The organism is Nocardioides sp. HB32, from assembly GCF_054058995.1.
The window spans coordinates 2696249-2711960 of sequence record NZ_JBSSBS010000001.1 but is presented as its reverse complement, the minus strand read 5'-3'; the positions used below and the strand labels follow the sequence as shown (position 1 = coordinate 2711960).

The 15712-nt window shown below is 72.3% G+C and carries 17 protein-coding genes; 8 read left to right on the top strand and 9 right to left on the bottom strand.

Annotated elements, in window-relative coordinates:
* Window positions 1–123 precede the first annotated feature (123 nt).
* Window positions 124–1572, bottom strand: a complete 1449-nt coding sequence (locus ACVW2K_RS13635; RefSeq protein WP_028636812.1) for a glycine hydroxymethyltransferase — start codon at window positions 1570–1572, stop codon at window positions 124–126.
* A gap of 342 nt (window positions 1573–1914) precedes the next feature.
* Between ACVW2K_RS13635 and ACVW2K_RS13630 the strand changes: the two genes are divergently transcribed.
* The 8 genes from ACVW2K_RS13630 (at window position 1915) to ACVW2K_RS13595 (ending at window position 9568) form a co-directional block, all read left to right on the top strand.
* Window positions 1915–3648, top strand: coding sequence for a nitrite/sulfite reductase (locus ACVW2K_RS13630; RefSeq protein WP_457202860.1), 1734 nt, complete (start codon window positions 1915–1917; stop codon window positions 3646–3648).
* On the top strand, window positions 3645–3830 hold the full coding sequence (locus ACVW2K_RS13625; protein WP_457202859.1) for a hypothetical protein: 186 nt from the start codon (window positions 3645–3647) through the stop codon (window positions 3828–3830). Before ACVW2K_RS13630 ends, ACVW2K_RS13625 begins: the two co-directional genes overlap by 4 nt.
* Entirely contained in the window at window positions 3827–4573 is a 747-nt protein-coding gene (locus ACVW2K_RS13620) for a phosphoadenylyl-sulfate reductase (RefSeq protein WP_457202858.1), read from the top strand. Before ACVW2K_RS13625 ends, ACVW2K_RS13620 begins: the two co-directional genes overlap by 4 nt.
* A 76-nt stretch (window positions 4574–4649) precedes the next feature.
* Window positions 4650–5393 carry a sirohydrochlorin chelatase gene (locus tag ACVW2K_RS13615; protein ID WP_457202857.1) on the top strand — a complete coding sequence of 248 codons (744 nt, stop codon included), beginning with the start codon at window positions 4650–4652 and terminating at the stop codon, window positions 5391–5393.
* A 192-nt stretch (window positions 5394–5585) separates the two neighbouring features.
* Entirely contained in the window at window positions 5586–6728 is a 1143-nt protein-coding gene (gene alr, locus ACVW2K_RS13610) for an alanine racemase (RefSeq protein WP_457202856.1), read from the top strand.
* Window positions 6725–7663 (top strand): D-alanine--D-alanine ligase family protein, encoded by a 939-nt coding sequence (locus ACVW2K_RS13605; protein WP_028636817.1) that lies wholly within the window; start codon window positions 6725–6727, stop codon window positions 7661–7663. Before alr ends, ACVW2K_RS13605 begins: the two co-directional genes overlap by 4 nt.
* Window positions 7664–7688: 25 nt before the next feature.
* Window positions 7689–8909 (top strand): sensor histidine kinase, encoded by a 1221-nt coding sequence (locus ACVW2K_RS13600; protein WP_457202855.1) that lies wholly within the window; start codon window positions 7689–7691, stop codon window positions 8907–8909.
* Window positions 8906–9568, top strand: coding sequence for a response regulator (locus ACVW2K_RS13595; RefSeq protein WP_028636818.1), 663 nt, complete (start codon window positions 8906–8908; stop codon window positions 9566–9568). The genes ACVW2K_RS13600 and ACVW2K_RS13595 overlap by 4 nt, the downstream gene beginning before the upstream one ends.
* An 81-nt stretch (window positions 9569–9649) precedes the next feature.
* Here ACVW2K_RS13595 and ACVW2K_RS13590 read toward each other — a convergent pair whose 3' ends face one another.
* From ACVW2K_RS13590 to ACVW2K_RS13555, 8 genes are all read right to left on the bottom strand, one after another.
* A complete protein-coding gene (locus ACVW2K_RS13590) occupies window positions 9650–10030 on the bottom strand; it encodes a DUF3037 domain-containing protein (protein ID WP_457202854.1) in 381 nt (126 codons plus the stop codon).
* Window positions 10027–10806: a HipA family kinase gene (locus ACVW2K_RS13585; protein WP_457202853.1), complete on the bottom strand. Its 780-nt coding sequence runs from the start codon at window positions 10804–10806 to the stop codon at window positions 10027–10029. Before ACVW2K_RS13585 ends, ACVW2K_RS13590 begins: the two co-directional genes overlap by 4 nt.
* Window positions 10803–11675, bottom strand: a complete 873-nt coding sequence (locus tag ACVW2K_RS13580; protein WP_457202852.1) for a PPK2 family polyphosphate kinase — start codon at window positions 11673–11675, stop codon at window positions 10803–10805. Before ACVW2K_RS13580 ends, ACVW2K_RS13585 begins: the two co-directional genes overlap by 4 nt.
* A gap of 7 nt (window positions 11676–11682) precedes the next feature.
* The gene (locus tag ACVW2K_RS13575) at window positions 11683–12384 is read right to left on the bottom strand and encodes a GNAT family N-acetyltransferase (protein ID WP_457202851.1); all 702 of its coding nucleotides are present in this window, start codon (window positions 12382–12384) and stop codon (window positions 11683–11685) included.
* Between the two features lie 7 nt (window positions 12385–12391).
* Window positions 12392–12877, bottom strand: a complete 486-nt coding sequence (locus ACVW2K_RS13570; protein ID WP_457202850.1) for a phosphoribosyltransferase — start codon at window positions 12875–12877, stop codon at window positions 12392–12394.
* A gap of 26 nt (window positions 12878–12903) precedes the next feature.
* Window positions 12904–13521: a regulatory protein RecX gene (locus ACVW2K_RS13565; protein ID WP_457202849.1), complete on the bottom strand. Its 618-nt coding sequence runs from the start codon at window positions 13519–13521 to the stop codon at window positions 12904–12906.
* A gap of 126 nt (window positions 13522–13647) precedes the next feature.
* On the bottom strand, window positions 13648–14700 hold the full coding sequence (recA, locus tag ACVW2K_RS13560; protein ID WP_457202848.1) for a recombinase RecA: 1053 nt from the start codon (window positions 14698–14700) through the stop codon (window positions 13648–13650).
* 217 nt (window positions 14701–14917) lie between these two features.
* Entirely contained in the window at window positions 14918–15712 is a 795-nt protein-coding gene (locus ACVW2K_RS13555) for an S-methyl-5'-thioadenosine phosphorylase (protein ID WP_457202847.1), read from the bottom strand.

The window sequence follows — 15712 nt, the reverse complement described above, 5'->3', positions numbered from 1 at the left end:
GCACGGCTACCCGATCACCGGGGGCGCTTGGTGACGTTGCTGAAGATCCGACTCCACGACAAGCTAGCCGTCGGCCGGTGGCGGGCGCATGACCGAATGTGGTGATCCACGCGCGAGTGGGGGTCAGGACAGGTCGATCCCGGGGTAGAGCGGGTGCTTGTCGAGCATCTCGGCCGACGCGTCGCGGACCTTGTCGGCCACGCCGTCGCCCACGGAGTACGACGCCTTGGACGGCTTGCCGTCCTTCGTCGTGCCGGGCTGGGTGTTCTGCAGGACGTGCACGATCAGCTCCGCGACCCGGTCGAACTCGTCGTGGCCGAAGCCGCGGGTCGTCAGCGCGGGGGTGCCGAGCCGGACGCCGGACGTGTACCAGGCGCCGTTCGGGTCCCGTGGGACGGAGTTGCGGTTCGTCACGACCCCGGCGTCCAGCAGCGCCGACTCCGCCTGCCGGCCGGTGAGGCCGAACGAGGACACGTCGAGCAGGACGAGGTGGTTGTCGGTGCCGCCGGTGACGAGGTTGGCGCCGCGGGACAGGAAGCCGTCGGCGAGCGACTTGGCGTTGTCGGCGATCCGCTGGGCGTAGGTCTGGAACTCCGGGCGGCGCGCCTCGGCGAGCGCGACGGCCTTGGCGGCCATCACGTGCGACAGCGGGCCGCCGAGCACCATCGGGCAGCCCCGGTCCACGTCGGCGGCGTACTCCTCCTGGGCGAGCACCAGGCCGCCGCGGGGGCCGCGCAGCGACTTGTGCGTGGTCGTCGTCGTCACGTGGGCGAACGGCACCGGGTCCTCGTCGCCGGTGAACACCTTGCCGGCGACCAGCCCGGCGAAGTGCGCCATGTCGACCATCAGGGTCGCGCCCACCTCGTCGGCGATCTCGCGCATCTTCGCGAAGTTCACTCGACGCGGGTACGCCGAGTAGCCGGCCACGAGCACCAGCGGCTTGAACTCGCGGGCCTTCGCGGCCACGGCGTCGTAGTCGAGCAGCCCCGTCTGCGGGTCCGTGCCGTACTGCTGCTGGTGGAACATCTTCCCGGAGATGTTCGGGCGGAACCCGTGGGTCAGGTGGCCGCCCGCGTCGAGCGACATGCCCAGCAGCCGCTGGTTGCCGAGCTCGTGGCGCAGCGACTCCCAGTCCTCCTCGGTGAGCTCGTTGACGTTCTTCGCGCCCAGCCGCTCGAGGGCGGGCGTCTCGACCCGGTGCGCGAGGATCGACCAGAACGCCACGAGGTTCGCGTCGATGCCCGAGTGCGGCTGCGCATAGGCGTACGGCGCGCCGAACAGCTCGCGGGCGTGCTCCGCGGCGACCGACTCGACGGTGTCGACGTTCTGGCAGCCGGCGTAGAAGCGGTGCCCGACCGTGCCCTCGGCGTACTTGTCGCTGAACCAGGTGCCCATCGTGAGCAGCACGGCAGGCGAGGCGTAGTTCTCGCTCGCGATCAGCTTGAGCGAGCCGCGCTGGTCGACCAGCTCCTGGCGGGTGGCGTCCGCGATCCGCGGCTCGACCGAGGCGATCACCTCGAGGGCCTGGCGGTACGCGCTGCTGGTGAGGGAGTCGATGCGCTCGTCGGTCATGCCACGAAGAGTAGTGGGCCCGCGAGTGTGACGTGGACCGCACTCCGCCCGGTCGGCGGCGGGCCGACGGATGCGGTGGTCTCACATGACGGACGTCCGTCTCACCCCATGGGATTTCGTCTTGTGGTGGACGCGTCCGGCCCCTGAGACTCCTTGACATGATCTCCGCTGCGACCCAGACGTTCCTCGTGGCCCGACGCCACGTGGACCTCGGACGCACGCGCAGCATGATGTGTTGGCATTCCTGACCAGCCGCCCCTCCCCGGCCGCTGAGCTCCCGGCAACGTCGCCGGTGGAGCCTCGCGAGCCGCACCGTCCAGGAACGCCGAGGAACCGACACCCATGTCCGATCTCCGCTACACCGCCCAGCGTCCCGAGCACACCGAGATCCCCCGCACGAAGCGCGGCGAGGGCCAGTGGGCGCTCGGGTACACCGAGCCGCTGAACAAGAACGAGCAGTCCAAGAAGGACGACAACCCGCTCAACGTCCGCGACCGGATCCTGAACATCTACTCCAAGCGGGGCTTCGACTCGATCGACCCGGCCGACCTGCGTGGCCGGTTCCGCTGGATGGGCCTCTACACCCAGCGCAAGCCGGGCATCGACGGCGGCAAGACCGCGATCCTCGACGAGGAGGAGCTCGACGACCGCTACTTCATGCTGCGGGTGCGCTCGGACGGCAAGCTCCTGTCCCCCGCGGCGGTCCGCGCGCTGGGCACCATCGGCGTCGACTACGCCCGGGACACCGCGGACATCACCGACCGCGAGAACATCCAGTACCACTGGATCCGGGTGGAGGACGTTCCCGCCATCTGGGACCGCCTCGACGGCGCCGGCCTGCACAGCACCGAGGCGTGCGGCGACTCGCCCCGCCCGTTCCTGGGCTCACCGGTCGCGGGCGTCGCGGTGGACGAGATCATCGACGGCAGCTCCGCGCTCGCCGAGATCGAGCGCCGCTACATCGGCAACCCGGACTTCTCGAACTTCCCCCGGAAGTTCAAGACCGCGCTCACCGGCCACCCCTCGCACGACGTGGCACCGGAGATCAACGACGTCGCGTTCGTCGGCACCGTGCACCCCGAGCACGGCCCGGGCTTCGACCTCTGGGTCGGCGGCGGCCTGTCGACCAACCCGATGCTCGCGCAGAAGCTGGGCGTCTGGATCCCGCTCGACGAGGTGCCGGACGCGTGGGAGGCGGTGGCGTCGATCTTCCGTGACTACGGCTACCGCCGGCTCCGGTCCCGGGCCCGCCTGAAGTTCCTGGTCCAGGACTGGGGCGTGGAGAAGTTCCGCGAGGTGATGGAGAACGAGTACCTCGGCCGTGCTCTCGTCTCGAACCCCTCCCCCGCCTCCCCGGTGGGACACCGCGACCACATCGGCGTGCACGACCAGAAGGACGGCCGGAAGTACGTCGGCATCGCGCCGACCGCCGGCCGCGTCTCGGGCAGCCTGCTGGTCCAGCTCGCCGACCTGATGGAGGAGTACGCCGTGCAGGGCGCCCGCCTGACGCCGTACCAGAAGATCGTGCTCATCGGCGTGGAGCCCGCGGTCGTCGACGAGCTCCTGGACCGGCTCGACCTGATCGGTCTGTCCGCGCGGCCCTCGAACTGGCGGCGCAACACGATGGCCTGCACGGGCATCGAGTTCTGCAAGCTGGCGATCGTCGACACCAAGGACCGCGCCCGAGACCTGGTCGCCGAGCTGGAGCGGCGCTTCCCCGACGTGGACACCCCGATCACCGTGAACGTCAACGGGTGCCCGAACGCCTGCGCCCGGACGCAGGTGGCCGACATCGGACTCAAGGGCCAGCTGGTCATGCACGAGGGCGAGCAGGTCGAGGGCTTCCAGGTGCACCTCGGCGGCGCCACCGGACTGCAGGCGAACTTCGGCCGCAAGCTGCGGGCCCACAAGGTCACCAGCGCCGGCCTCGACGACTACGTCAGCTCGCTGGTCACCAACTACCTCGCTGACCGCGAGGACGGGGAGACGTTCACGACGTGGGTGCTGCGCGCCGACGAGGACCTGGTCCGCGGCGAGAAGACGCTCGAGCCCGCCCTGGTGGGTGGTTCCTCGTGAGCGAGCGCGCCGTGCCCTTCCACTGCCCGTACTGCGGCGGGGAGGAGCTGCGTCCGCACGAGGTCGTGTCCGAGTCCGGCGAGGTCTCCTCTCCCCACGGGAGCTGGGACTGCCGCGGGTGCCAGCGCGCGTTCTCGCTGAAGCTGATCGGCCTGCTGCGGCCCAGCGGAGGTGCCGCATGACCGCCGCCACGACCATCAACGCGCGGAACAACCGGGGCACGCAGACCGCGGGCCGGTCGCCCGAGGAGCTGCGCGAGCTGGTCTCGCACTGGGGCGCGGAGCTCGAGCTGGCACCCGCCGAGGACATCATCGAGTGGGCGGTCGCGACGTTCGGCGCGCGGTTCTGCGTGACCTCCTCGATGGGCGACGCCGTGCTCGCCGACATCGCCTCGAAGGTCGCCCCCCAGATCGACGTGGTGTTCCTCGACACCGGCTACCACTTCGTCGAGACGATCGGCACCCGCGACGCCGTGCAGGCGACGATGCCGGTCAACCTGGTCACGATCACGCCGGTGCAGTCGGTGGCCGAGCAGGACGCGACGTACGGCAAGGACCTCTACCGGACCGACCCCGACCTGTGCTGCAAGCTGCGCAAGGTCCAGCCGCTGGCCGACTCCCTCGACGGGTACGACGCCTGGGCCACCGGCCTGCGTCGCGCGGAGACGCACAACCGGGTCATCGCCCCGGTGATCGGCTGGGACGCCAAGAAGGGCAAGGTCAAGGTATCCCCGCTCGCCCGCTGGTCCGACGAGCAGGTCGACAGCTACATCGCCGAGCACGGCATCCTGGTGAACCCGCTCGTGTACGACGGCTACCCGTCGATCGGGTGCTGGCCGTGCACGCGCCGCGTGGCTCCCGGCGAGGACCCGCGCAGCGGGCGCTGGGCCGGCACGAACAAGACCGAGTGCGGGATCCACTCATGACCCGCCCCCACCAGCCCGGCAGCGTGGCCGAGCTCAACTCAACCGTCACAGCACGCACCGCGAAGGAGGCAGTGAGATGACTGCTCCCGCTCTGGTGGCCCTGGCTCACGGCAGTCGTGACCCCCGGTCCGCCGCGACCATCAAGGCACTCGTCAGCGAGGTCAAGGCGATGCGCCCCGACCTCAAGGTCGAGGCCGCGTTCCTCGAGCTGTCGAAGCCGTCGTTCCAGACGGTCGTCGACCGCCTGGTCCGGGCCGGGCACGACGAGGTCGTCGTCGTCCCGCTGCTGCTGACGGACGCCTACCACGCGAAGGTGGACGTCCCGTCGGCCGTGGCCGAGGCGCAGGCGCGGCACGAGGGGCTGCAGGTCCGCGCCACCCGGATCCTCGGCCTGGAGACGCAGTTCCTCGAGGTCCTGGACGTGCGGATGCGCGAGGCGCTCCGGTCGGCGCGGGTCCGCGAGCTCGACGCGCTGGTGCTGGCGGCAGCCGGCTCCAGCGACCCGCTCGCCAACCAGGCCGTGGCCCGGCTGGCCCGGGTGTGGGGCTCGCGGCACAGGCTGCCCGTGACCGCGGCGTTCGCCTCCTCGTCGCCGCCGGCGACCGGGGAGGCCGTGCGCGCCTTCCGCGCGGAGGGCCGCCGCCACATCGCGGTCGCGTCCCTGTTCCTCGCGCCCGGATTCCTGCCGGACCGCGCCGCCGAGCTCGCCGTCGAGGCCGGCGCCATCGCGGTGTCCGAGCCGCTCGGCGCCCACCCCGAGCTCGCGCGCGCCGTGCTGGCCCGGTACGCCGTCGGCGCGGTCGAGCTGGTCCCGGTCTGACGCCGAGTCGGCGCAGTCTCAGCTGAGACTGCGCCGACTCGGCACTTGGAGACAGGACCCCGGCACCTGAGGCGGAGGCGCAGCAGCCGCCCGCATTCCTAGCGTTGCGGGCATGACTCTCCTGCTGTCCAACACGCTCGGCTCAGTGTCGCCCGTCGAGGTGGCGCCCCACGTGCGCGCGGCGGTGGCCGCGTGATCGGCGTCGCGGCCGCGGACCGTGGCCGGAGCCCCGGCGCCCCGCGCCTCGACATCGACCTCGCGGCGGTGGCCGAGAACACCCGGGTGCTCGCGTCCCGGGCCAGCGGGGAGCTGATGGCGGTCGTGAAGGCGGACGGCTTCGGGCACGGCGCCCTCGACCTCGCCCGCACCGCGCTGGCCCACGGCGCGACCCGCCTCGGGGTCACGAGCCTCGACGAGGCCTGGCCGCTCCTCGACCTCGGCGTACCGGTGCTGAGCTGGCTGAACCCGGTCGACGCGGACTTCGCGACCGCCACGTTCCGAGGCGTCGAGGTGGCGGTCCCCTCGCTGCAGCACCTGGCGGCGGTCGCCGCCGCCCCCGGCCGGACCCGGGTGCACCTGCACGTCGACGCCGGGATGGCGCGCGACGGTGCCGACCCGGCCGGCTGGGCGCACCTGTGCCGTACGGCGCGGCGGGCCGAGCGGCGCGGCGAGGTCGAGGTGGTCGGCGTGATGGGGCACCTCGGCTGCGCCGACGTGCCGGACGACGAGTGCAACGCGCTGGCCCGCACCCGCTTCGTCTGGGCGCTCGAGCACGCGCGCGCCGCGGGGCTCCGGCCGCGCGACCGGCATCTCGCGGCCACGGCCGCGACCCTCACCGACCCGCGCACCCACCACACGATGAGCCGGGTCGGCGCCGGCCTGGTCGGGATCGACCCGTCCCGGACCACGCCCCTGCGGGCGGCGATGACCCTCACGGCGCCGGTGATCTCCGTCCGCCGGGTGCGGGCGGGCACCCCGATCGGCTACGGGCACGCGCACCGCACCAGCGCCCCGACGAACCTCGCCCTCGTGCCGCTGGGGTACGCCGACGGCTTGCCGCGCGCCGCGTCGGGCCGCGCGCAGGTGCTGGTGCGGGGCGTGCGGCGGCCGGTCGTCGGCACCCTCTCGATGGACCAGCTCGTGGTCGACCTCGGCCAGCGGGGCGTCGACCTCGGCGAGACGGTGACCGTGTTCGGTCCCGGCGACGCCGGCGAGCCCACCGTCGCCGAGTGGGCCGCCTGGGCGGGCACCATCGAGCACGAGATCGTCACCGGCATCGGCTCCCGCGTGGCGCGGCGGGTCCGCTCGGTGCCACACCTGCGGAGCCTCCCGTGAGGACCCGGGTCGCCGTGATCGGTGGCGGCCAGAGCGCCGAGCACGACGTCTCCCTCGCCTCGGCCGCCTCGGTCGCCGCCGCGCTGGACCCGTCGTCGTACGAGGCGGTCCCCCTCACCATCGGTCGCGACGGGACGTGGCGGGACCGGCGCCTGCGGCCGATCGGGTTCAGCGGGGCGGCCCAGGTGCTGCGCAGCTGCGACGTCGTGTTCCCGGTCGTGCACGGACCGAGGGGCGAGGACGGCGCCCTGGCGGCGCTGTGCGAGCTCGCCGGCCTCCCGTACGTCGGCTCGGGCGTCCGGTCCGGCGCCCTCGCCATGGACAAGTGGGCGACCAAGCTCGTCGCGGGCGCGATCGGGATCGCGACGGCGCCCGGAGTGCTCGTCACGGCAGCGACGGCCGACCACCTCGGCTGGAGCGGCCCGGTCGTCGTGAAGCCGGTAGCGGCGGGCTCCAGCCACGGGGTCGCGCTCGTCGACTCCGCGGAGGGACTGCGCCCGGCGCTCGACGCCGCGCTGGCGCTCGACGACCGGGTGCTGGTCGAGGACGTCGTGAGCGGGCGCGAGATAGACGTGGGCGTGCTGCGCTGCGCCGACGGCACGGTGGTCGCCGCCCCGGCGCTCGAGATCGTCGTCGACGGGCTCTTCGACCACGACACCAAGTACGGCGGGCACGCCGACCTGCGGGTCCCTGCGGCGCTCGAGGAGGTCGACGCGAAGGCGCTCGGGGCGGCGGCGCTCGCGGCGTACGACGCCCTCGGCTGCTCCGGCGTCGCCCGGGTGGACTTCTTCCTGACCGAGGACGGACCGGTGCTGAACGAGGTGAACACGGTGCCCGGGATGACCGAGCACTCGCAGGTGCCGCGGATGTTCGCGGCGGCGGGACTGTCCTACCCGGAGCTGCTCGACGAGCTGGTCCGCGGCGCACACCGGTGAGCCGCGCATCTGGTGTGATGTCCGCGTGAGGAGCTGGCAGCGCTGGACCCCCGACGCCATCGTCGGCGTCGTCGTACTGCTGGCCGGCCTGGCGCAGATCCGCGGGAACGTCTTCTACTTCGGCCTCAACGCCGCCCCGATCGCCGTCGTCGTCGGCATCGCCGCCGCGGCCGGCCTCTTCCGTGCCGCGCCCGGGGTGGCGCTGGCGATCGCCTGGTGCGTGGGCGCGGTCCAGGTGACGACCGGCACCTACATGATGCTGGTCGAGGGGGCGTTCGCGCTGGTCGCCTTCGGCTGCGCGCGCTGGGGCAGTGCCGCCACCGTCTGGCTGAGCGGCCTCTCGATCCCGGCCAGCACGGCGATCGCGCTCTGGTGGCTCGACTCCGACGTGCTGCTCTACACCCTGGACCAGGTGCGGCTGCAGTCTCTGGTCGACCTCGCCCGCCGGACCGACAGCTGGCGGCCGACCGTCGGGTTCCTGCTGTTCGCGCTGCTCCTCGCGCCCTGGCTGCTCGGCCTGGTGCTGCGCTTCTTCGCCCGGTCGGAGGACTCGCGTCGGTCGCAGGCGGCCGCCGAGGCCGAGCGCGACCAGGCCGAGGAGATCGCCCGGCTCCGCGAGCAGCAGGCCCAGCTCGCCCGCGACGTGCACGACGTGGTGGGCCACTCGCTCGCGGTGATCCTCGCCCAGGCCGAATCGGCGCAGTATCTCGACGAGGTCGATACGCAGGGGCTCAAGCGCACGATGGCGAACATCGCGACCTCGGCCCGCACTTCGCTCGACGACGTGCGCCAGGTGCTGACGACGACGTCCGGCGACACCGCGCAGCGCGCCCGGCACGCCGACCTCGACAGCCTGGTCGAGGGTGTGCGCGCGAGCGGCCACGAGGTGCTCTCGCACGAGGTCGGGGTGTCGCACCCGCTGCCGCCGGAGCTGGAGGTGGTGGCGTTCCGCGTGCTCCAGGAGATGCTCACCAACGCGATCAAGCACGGCCGCCGCGACCAGCCGATCCGGGTGGAGCGGCACTGGGAGGGTGACCTGCGCATCGAGGTCGAGAACGCCGTCGATGACGCCCCCGAGGAGACCCAGCCCCTCCAGCTGCAGAGCCAGGTCGCACCGGGCGGGCAGGGCATCGACGGCATGCAGCGCCGGCTCCAGGCCGTGGGCGGGCGGCTCGACGTACGGCGCCGCCTCGAGCCGCCGACGTTCACCGCGACTGCGTGGGTGCCGCTGAGGGCGCAGGCATGAGCGACGACATCGGCGTGCTGCTCGTCGACGACCAGGACCTGTTCCGCGAGGGCGTCCGGGTGATCGTCGACGCCCAGGAGGGGATGACGGTCGTCGGCGCGGCCGGCGACGGTCTCGAGGCCGTGCAGCTGGTCGACGAGCTCGAGCCGGACGTGGTGCTGATGGACATCCGGATGCCGGAGCTGGACGGCGTCGAGGCGACCCGCCAGATCTTCCAGCCGGACCGGGCGGCCCGGCGGTCGAAGCCGGTGCGCGTCGTCGTGCTCACGACCTTCAACCTGGACGACCGCGCCGCCACCGCGATCAGGTACGGCGCCAGCGGCTTCCTGCTCAAGGGCACCACCCCGGTGATGCTGGCCGACGCGATCCGCACCGTGCACGCCGGCAACGCCGTGCTCGCGCCGAGCGACCTGTCGACGCTGCTCGACGGCCAGTTCCGCAGCCGGACCCCCACGCCGGCGGCGTACCAGGGCCTCACCGAGAAGGAGCGCGAGGTCTTCGCCGCGGTGGCGCGGGGCCTGTCGAACACCGAGATCGGCGAGCAGATCTTCGCCAGCGAGTCGACCGTGAAGACCCATGTCGGCGCGATCCTGCGCAAGCTCGGCCTGCGCGACCGGGTGCAGATCGTGGTGTTCGCCCACGAGCACGGCCTCGTCTGACGCCGAGTCGGCGCCATCTCAGCTGAGACCGCGCCGAGTCGGCGCCATCTCAGCTGAGTCTGCGCCGACTCGGCGGGGGGATCAGCCGACGAGCCGCTCCATCAGGTGCTCGAGCTGGCGCGCCGGGTCGTCGGTGACGCCTCCGTGCACCGGGCCGGGCTGGAGCACGGTGCTGCGCGGCGCCTTGAGGAACCCGAAGCGCTGCCCGATCGGCTTGTCCGAGGCCGCACCACCTCGTCCGTCGCCGGCGCACACACCCTCGATGAAGCCGAGCGCCTCGCAGACCTGGTCCAGGTCGAGCCGCGGGTCGAAGGCCCGGAGCCGCTCCCGGTCGACGCGCCACGCGACGTCCAGGAAGTCGGTCGCCTGGCAGTAGAGCACGACGCCGACGTTCACGAACTCCTCGCGGTCCACACGCGGCACGCAGCGGAGCACGACGTACTGGTACGCGAGCTTGGTCATCGGGCGGCCGCCTGTGCCGGATCCTGGGGCAGCCACTGGCTGGTCCCCAGGCGGGCCGTCAGGAACCTGACGTAGGCGGCGCGCACCGCGTCCGGCGTCTCCGCGCCGGGGACCGGCTCGAGCCAGGCGTCCGGGACGAGCGCGAGGATCTCGCTGAACGCGCGCTCGTCGAGCAGGCCGCGGATCTCCGCGTCCGCCTTTGGGAGGTCATGGGCGTAGGAAAGCAGCACGTGGTCGTCCGGGCTCCAGGGCTGGTTCGCGAACCGGGCGGGGTCGGTGATCCCTCCGGGCCAGGCATGGTGGAAGTAGAGCGCGGCGCCATGGTCGATCACCCAGAGGTCGCCGTGCCAGAACAACAGGTTCGGGTTGCGCCAGGAGCGGTCGACGTTCGCCGTGAACGCGTCCAGCCACAGCACCTTCGACGCCACGCCCTCCCCCGTGGGCAGCTCACCGTCGAAGCCGAACGCCCCCGGCAGGAAGTCCACGCCCAGGTTGAGGCCCGGGCTGGCGTTCAGCAGGTCCTGGACCTCCTCGTCGGCCTCGTAGCGGGCGATCTCGGGGTCCAGGTCGAGCGCGACGAGGGTCGGCGTGCGCAGGCCGATCCGGCGCGCCAGCTCACCCACGACCACTTCGGCGATCAGGACGCGCACGCCCTGGCCGGCGCCGCGGAACTTGCAGACGTAGGTGCCGAGGTCGTCGCCCTCGACGATGCCGGGCAGACTGCCGCCCTCGCGCAGCGGGGTGACGTAGCGGGTGACGGCGACGGTCGGGATCACGAGACCCGATCCTCGTGCAGGAGCCGATCGCGCTCGGCGTCGACGTCGAAGTCGGCCGCGGGCCACTGCGGATCCATGCCGCGCAGGGCGCGGAGCAGCAGGCGGCCGACCGCCAGGTTGCGGAACCACTTCCGGTCGCTGGGCACCACGTGCCACGGCGCGTGCGCGGTGCTGGTGCGCTCGAGGACCGCGACGTACGCCGCCTGGTAGGCGTCCCACTTCGCCCGCGCGCTGAGGTCGGCGGGGTTGTACTTCCAGTGCTTGTCGGGCCGGTCCAGCCGGCGCAGCAGCCGCTCCCGCTGGGTGTCCTTGGAGATGTGCAGCATGCACTTGAGCACGACCGTGCCCTCCTCGACCAGCTCGCGCTCGAACGTGTTGATCTCGTCGTACCGCTGCTCGATCTGCTCCGGCTCCGCCAGCCCGTCGACCCGGCCGACCAGCACGTCCTCGTAGTGGGACCGGTCGAAGACCCCGAGGTAACCGGGCCCGGGCACCGCGCGCCGGATCCGCCAGAGGAAGTCGTGCTCGAGCTCCTCGTCGGTCGGCTTCTTGAACGACGTGATCCGCACGCCCTGCGGGTCGACCAGGCCGACGGTGTGCTTGAGAATGCCGCCCTTGCCCGAGGTGTCCATGCCCTGGAGCACCAGCAGCACCCGGCGGTGGCTGTCGCCCGAGACCCCCTCCGCGAACAGCCGCTCCTGGAGGTCGGCGAGCTCGTCGCCCATCGCGAACAGCGCGGCCTTGCCCTCGCGCTTGCCGCCGCCGAAACCGGGGGTCGCGTCGGTCGGGATCGCGGCGAGGTCAACCGGACCGGGCGGGAGGCGGAGCGCGTGGTCGGCGTGGTCGGCGTGGTCGGCGTGGTCGGTCACCGCGACATCATCCCAGCACCCGGCGGACGTCGAGGCTGCAGCCGACCACGGTGTCGACGGTGCCGTCGTCCTGGGGCTCGTCGAACCACAGGCCCTCGGTGAACCCGGCCTTGGCGAGCATCCGCAGCGACGCGCTGTTGCGGTGGTCGGGCGCCGCGAAGAACCGGGTGGCCTCCGGGAAGCGGTGCCGCGCGCGGACCATCCAGGACCAGAGCACCCGGGCGCCCAGCCCGCGGCCGCTCCACTCCTCGACGAGCGCGTAGTCGACGCCGATCGCGTCCGGGTCCGGCCCCAGCACGGCGTACTCCGGGTAGTCCCCGATCCGGTAGTCCTGCAGGAACCCGATCGAACGGCCGTTGACCTCCGCGATCCACATCCGGGTCGGGGTCATGCCGTCGATGCTCGGGCCGTACTGCGCCGCGACCCGGTCCGGGCTCGGCTCGCCGTCCGAGGACCACCAGCGGTGCAGGTGCTCGGACTGTCGCCACCGGGTCACGTCGGTGAGGTCGCCGCGGGTCATCGCGCGGATCGTGAACCGGTTGTCGTGGTCGACGAGGAAGTGCTTGACCTCCCCCGAGAGGTCGACCGGCGAGGGCTCCACGTGCAGGCTCGCGACCGTACGGCGGGCGGCGGCGGCCCACGACTCCCCCTCGTGCACGACTCCGGCCAGGTCGCGGCCGCGGTCGTGCACGAGGACGCGCACCGTCACCGCGGGGTCACCGCCCGCCGCGGTCGACCAGGGGCGGGTCGGCCGACCACGGGAAGTCGATCCAGCGCTCGGTACGCCGCCACACGTAGTCCGCGTGCACCACGGTCTGCGGCTTCTCGTAGATCACCGCGATCCGGGCCTCCGCGACGTGGTCGGCGCAGAACGCCCGGACGATCTCCAGGGTCTTGCCCGTGTCGGCGACGTCGTCGGCGATCAGGATCCGGAGACCGGCCAGGTCCACGACGTCCGGAGTCGGCGGCAGCATCATCGGCACGTCCAGCCGCTCGTCGACGCCGGTGTAGAACTCGACGTTGACCGCGGACAGGTTCTTGACGTCCAGCGCGTAGCCGAGGCCCATGCCGAGCCCGAGACCGCCGCGGGCGATCGACAGCACCAGGTCGGGCTCGTAGCCGCTGTCGACCACCTGTTGCGCGATCTCCCGCACGGCCGTGCCGAACATCTCGTAGGTCAGGATCTCCCGCTCCGCAGCCACGGGAGCATTCTGGCGTGCCGGACGTCCTACTCGTCCAGCGTTTCCCGGCCCGCGTTCGCCAGCTCGTCCTTCACGACGGCGAACGACATCCCGGAGCCGTAGCCCTTGCGGGCCAGCATCCCCACCAGCCGCCGGGTCGCGGTCGTGTCGTCGACGCGGCTCAGGGTGCGCAGCTTCTTGCGCACCAGGACGCGGGCCGCGGCCTCCTCGTCGGCGGGGTCGATCTCGTCGAGGGCCTCGCGCGCGACCTCCTCATCGACCCCCTTGCGGCGCAGCTCCTGGGCCAGGGCCCGCCTGGCGAGGCCCTTCCCGGGCTGCCGCGAGGCGACCCAGGAGCGGGCGAACGCCTCGTCGTCGACCAGCCCGACCTCCTCGAACCGGTCGAGGAGGCGGGTGGCCACGTCGGCCGGCACGTTCTTGGCTGCCAGCTTGTCGCTGAGCTCCTTGCGGCTGCGGGCCTGACCGGTGAGCTGGTCGAGCAGGATCTTGCGCGCGACCGACTCCGGATCGGCCTCCGGCACCTGGACGGCGGTGTCCTCGGGCGGCGGTGGCGTGGGCGCCGGCGCGCGGCGGGTCCACGCGTCGACCCCGGTCGAGACGTCACCCAGCCAGTCAGGGGCCGGGCGGTCCTCGTCGAGAGTCATGTGCGCTCCGTTCGACCGTGGTCTCGATACGCTCGCTGGCGCTCGCTACTCGACCACCGAGAGACGTCGCTCACGCGACGGTGGTCTCGATATGTCCACCGACAGCCGACGCTCACGCGACCGCCGTCAGAACGCGTCGACGCCGACCGGCTCGGCAGGCAGCGCGGCGACCTCGTTGTCGACGGTCGGGCCGACACCGAGCTTCTCGAGGATCTTCTTCTCGAGCTCGTTGGCGAGGTCGGGGTTGTCGCGGAGGAACGCGCGGGCGTTCTCCTTGCCCTGGCCGAGCTGGTCGCCCTCGTAGGTGTACCAGGCGCCGGCCTTGCGGACGAGCCCCGCCTCCACGCCGACGTCGATCAGGCCGCCCTCGCGGCTGATGCCCTTGCCGTACATGATGTCGAACTCCGCCTGCTTGAACGGCGGGGCGACCTTGTTCTTCACGACCTTGACGCGGGTCCGGTTGCCGACCATGTCCTGGCCGTCCTTGAGCGTCTCGATCCGGCGCACGTCGAGGCGCACCGAGGAGTAGAACTTCAGCGCCTTGCCACCGGTCGTGGTCTCGGGCGAGCCGAACATCACGCCGATCTTCTCGCGCAGCTGGTTGATGAAGATCATCGTGGTCTTGGAGTTGTTCAGGGCGCCGGTCATCTTGCGCAGCGCCTGGCTCATCAGGCGGGCCTGGAGGCCGACGTGGCTGTCGCCCATCTCGCCCTCGATCTCGGCGCGCGGCACGAGGGCGGCCACCGAGTCGATGACGATCAGGGTGAGCGCCCCGGAGCGGATCAGCATGTCCGCGATCTCCAGCGCCTGCTCGCCCGAGTCGGGCTGGGAGACCAGCAGCGCGTCGGTGTCGACGCCCAGCGCCTTGGCGTAGTCGGGGTCGAGCGCGTGCTCGGCGTCGATGAACGCCACGATGCCGCCGGCCCGCTGGGCGTTGGCCACGGCGTGCAGGGCGACGGTCGTCTTGCCGGAGGACTCCGGACCGTAGATCTCCACGACGCGACCGCGGGGGAACCCGCCGAGGCCGAGCGCGACGTCGAGCGCGATCGAGCCGCTCGGGATGATCTCCAAGGGTGCCCGCACGTCGTCGCCGAGGCGCATCACGGAGCCCTTGCCGAACTGCTTCTCGATGTTGGCGAGTGCGGCGTCCAGGGCCTTCTCGCGGTCTCCACCAGCCATGGTGTTCTTCCTTGTCTCTCGTCGTGGTCCAGGCACGTCGACGACGCTAGAGCGAGCCACCGACAGCGCCTGGTCAGCGCCGCCGACTGCTGTGGACGACCTCGTCCAGCGTCATGCCTGTGGACAGAAACTAGCCCACGGTCGAACAGATGTTCGGGAGGTGGTCCGGGCGTGTCGGCCCCGGGTCATGACGGGATCAGCACCCGGAACCGGCGACTCATCCGGGGATCACGTAGGTCAGGTCGAGACCGTCGGCCCACGTGTCGCAGCTGCACCCGTCGGGATCGGGCAGCACTGCGACGACGGCGGTGCCGAGCAGCCCGGAGAGCCGGTCGAGGTTGGCCCGGAACAGCGCGAAGACCTCCTCCTGGCCGACGCCCGCGCCGGACTCGGCGCCCGCGTCCATGTCGGTCACGAGCGCGATCGAGGCGTAGCACATCCGCAGCTCGCGGGCGAGCGCCGCCTCGGGCGCACCGGTCATGTTGATCAGCGTGCCGCCGGCCGCGGCGTGCTGCTGCGACTCCGCGCGCGTGGAGAACCGCGGCCCCTCGATCACCACCATCGCTCCCCCGGCGCGCACGTCGGGCGCGGCGGCGACGAGCGCCTTCGACACGCGGGGGCAGTACGGGTCCGCGAACGGCAGGTGCACCGCCCCGGTCTCGACGTACGACGGGACGCGGCGGTAGGTGCGGTCGACCAGCTGGTCGGGCACGACCAGGTCGCCCGGCGCGACGTCGTGGCGCAGTCCGCCGACGGCGCACGGCGCGAGCACCTGGCGGACGCCGAGGGCGCGGAGCGCCCAGAGGTTCGCGCGGTACGGGATCGCGTGCGGGGGGTACTCGTGGTGCCGCCCGTGCCGCGGCAGGAACGCCACCCGCCGGCCGGCGACGGTGCCGACGGCGACCGGCGCCGAGGGAGCGCCGTACGGCGTCTCGACGGCCAGCTCCTCGGCGTCGTCGAGGAACGTGTAGAAGCCGGTGCCGCCGACGACGGCGACGTCCGCAGTGGTCAT

Bases quoted from the DNA above. Each gene is read 5' to 3' on its own strand.
- ACVW2K_RS13635 (WP_028636812.1), bottom strand. From the start codon at position 1,572: ATGACCGACGAGCGCATCGACTCCCTCACCAGCAGCGCGTACCGCCAG.
- ACVW2K_RS13630 (WP_457202860.1), top strand. From the start codon at position 1,915: ATGTCCGATCTCCGCTACACCGCCCAGCGTCCCGAGCACACCGAGATC.
- ACVW2K_RS13620 (WP_457202858.1), top strand. From the start codon at position 3,827: ATGACCGCCGCCACGACCATCAACGCGCGGAACAACCGGGGCACGCAG.
- ACVW2K_RS13615 (WP_457202857.1), top strand. From the start codon at position 4,650: ATGACTGCTCCCGCTCTGGTGGCCCTGGCTCACGGCAGTCGTGACCCC.
- ACVW2K_RS13595 (WP_028636818.1), top strand. From the start codon at position 8,906: ATGAGCGACGACATCGGCGTGCTGCTCGTCGACGACCAGGACCTGTTC.
- ACVW2K_RS13590 (WP_457202854.1), bottom strand. From the start codon at position 10,030: ATGACCAAGCTCGCGTACCAGTACGTCGTGCTCCGCTGCGTGCCGCGT.
- ACVW2K_RS13565 (WP_457202849.1), bottom strand. From the start codon at position 13,521: ATGACTCTCGACGAGGACCGCCCGGCCCCTGACTGGCTGGGTGACGTC.
- recA (WP_457202848.1), bottom strand. From the start codon at position 14,700: ATGGCTGGTGGAGACCGCGAGAAGGCCCTGGACGCCGCACTCGCCAAC.
- ACVW2K_RS13555 (WP_457202847.1), bottom strand. From the start codon at position 15,712: ATGACCACTGCGGACGTCGCCGTCGTCGGCGGCACCGGCTTCTACACG.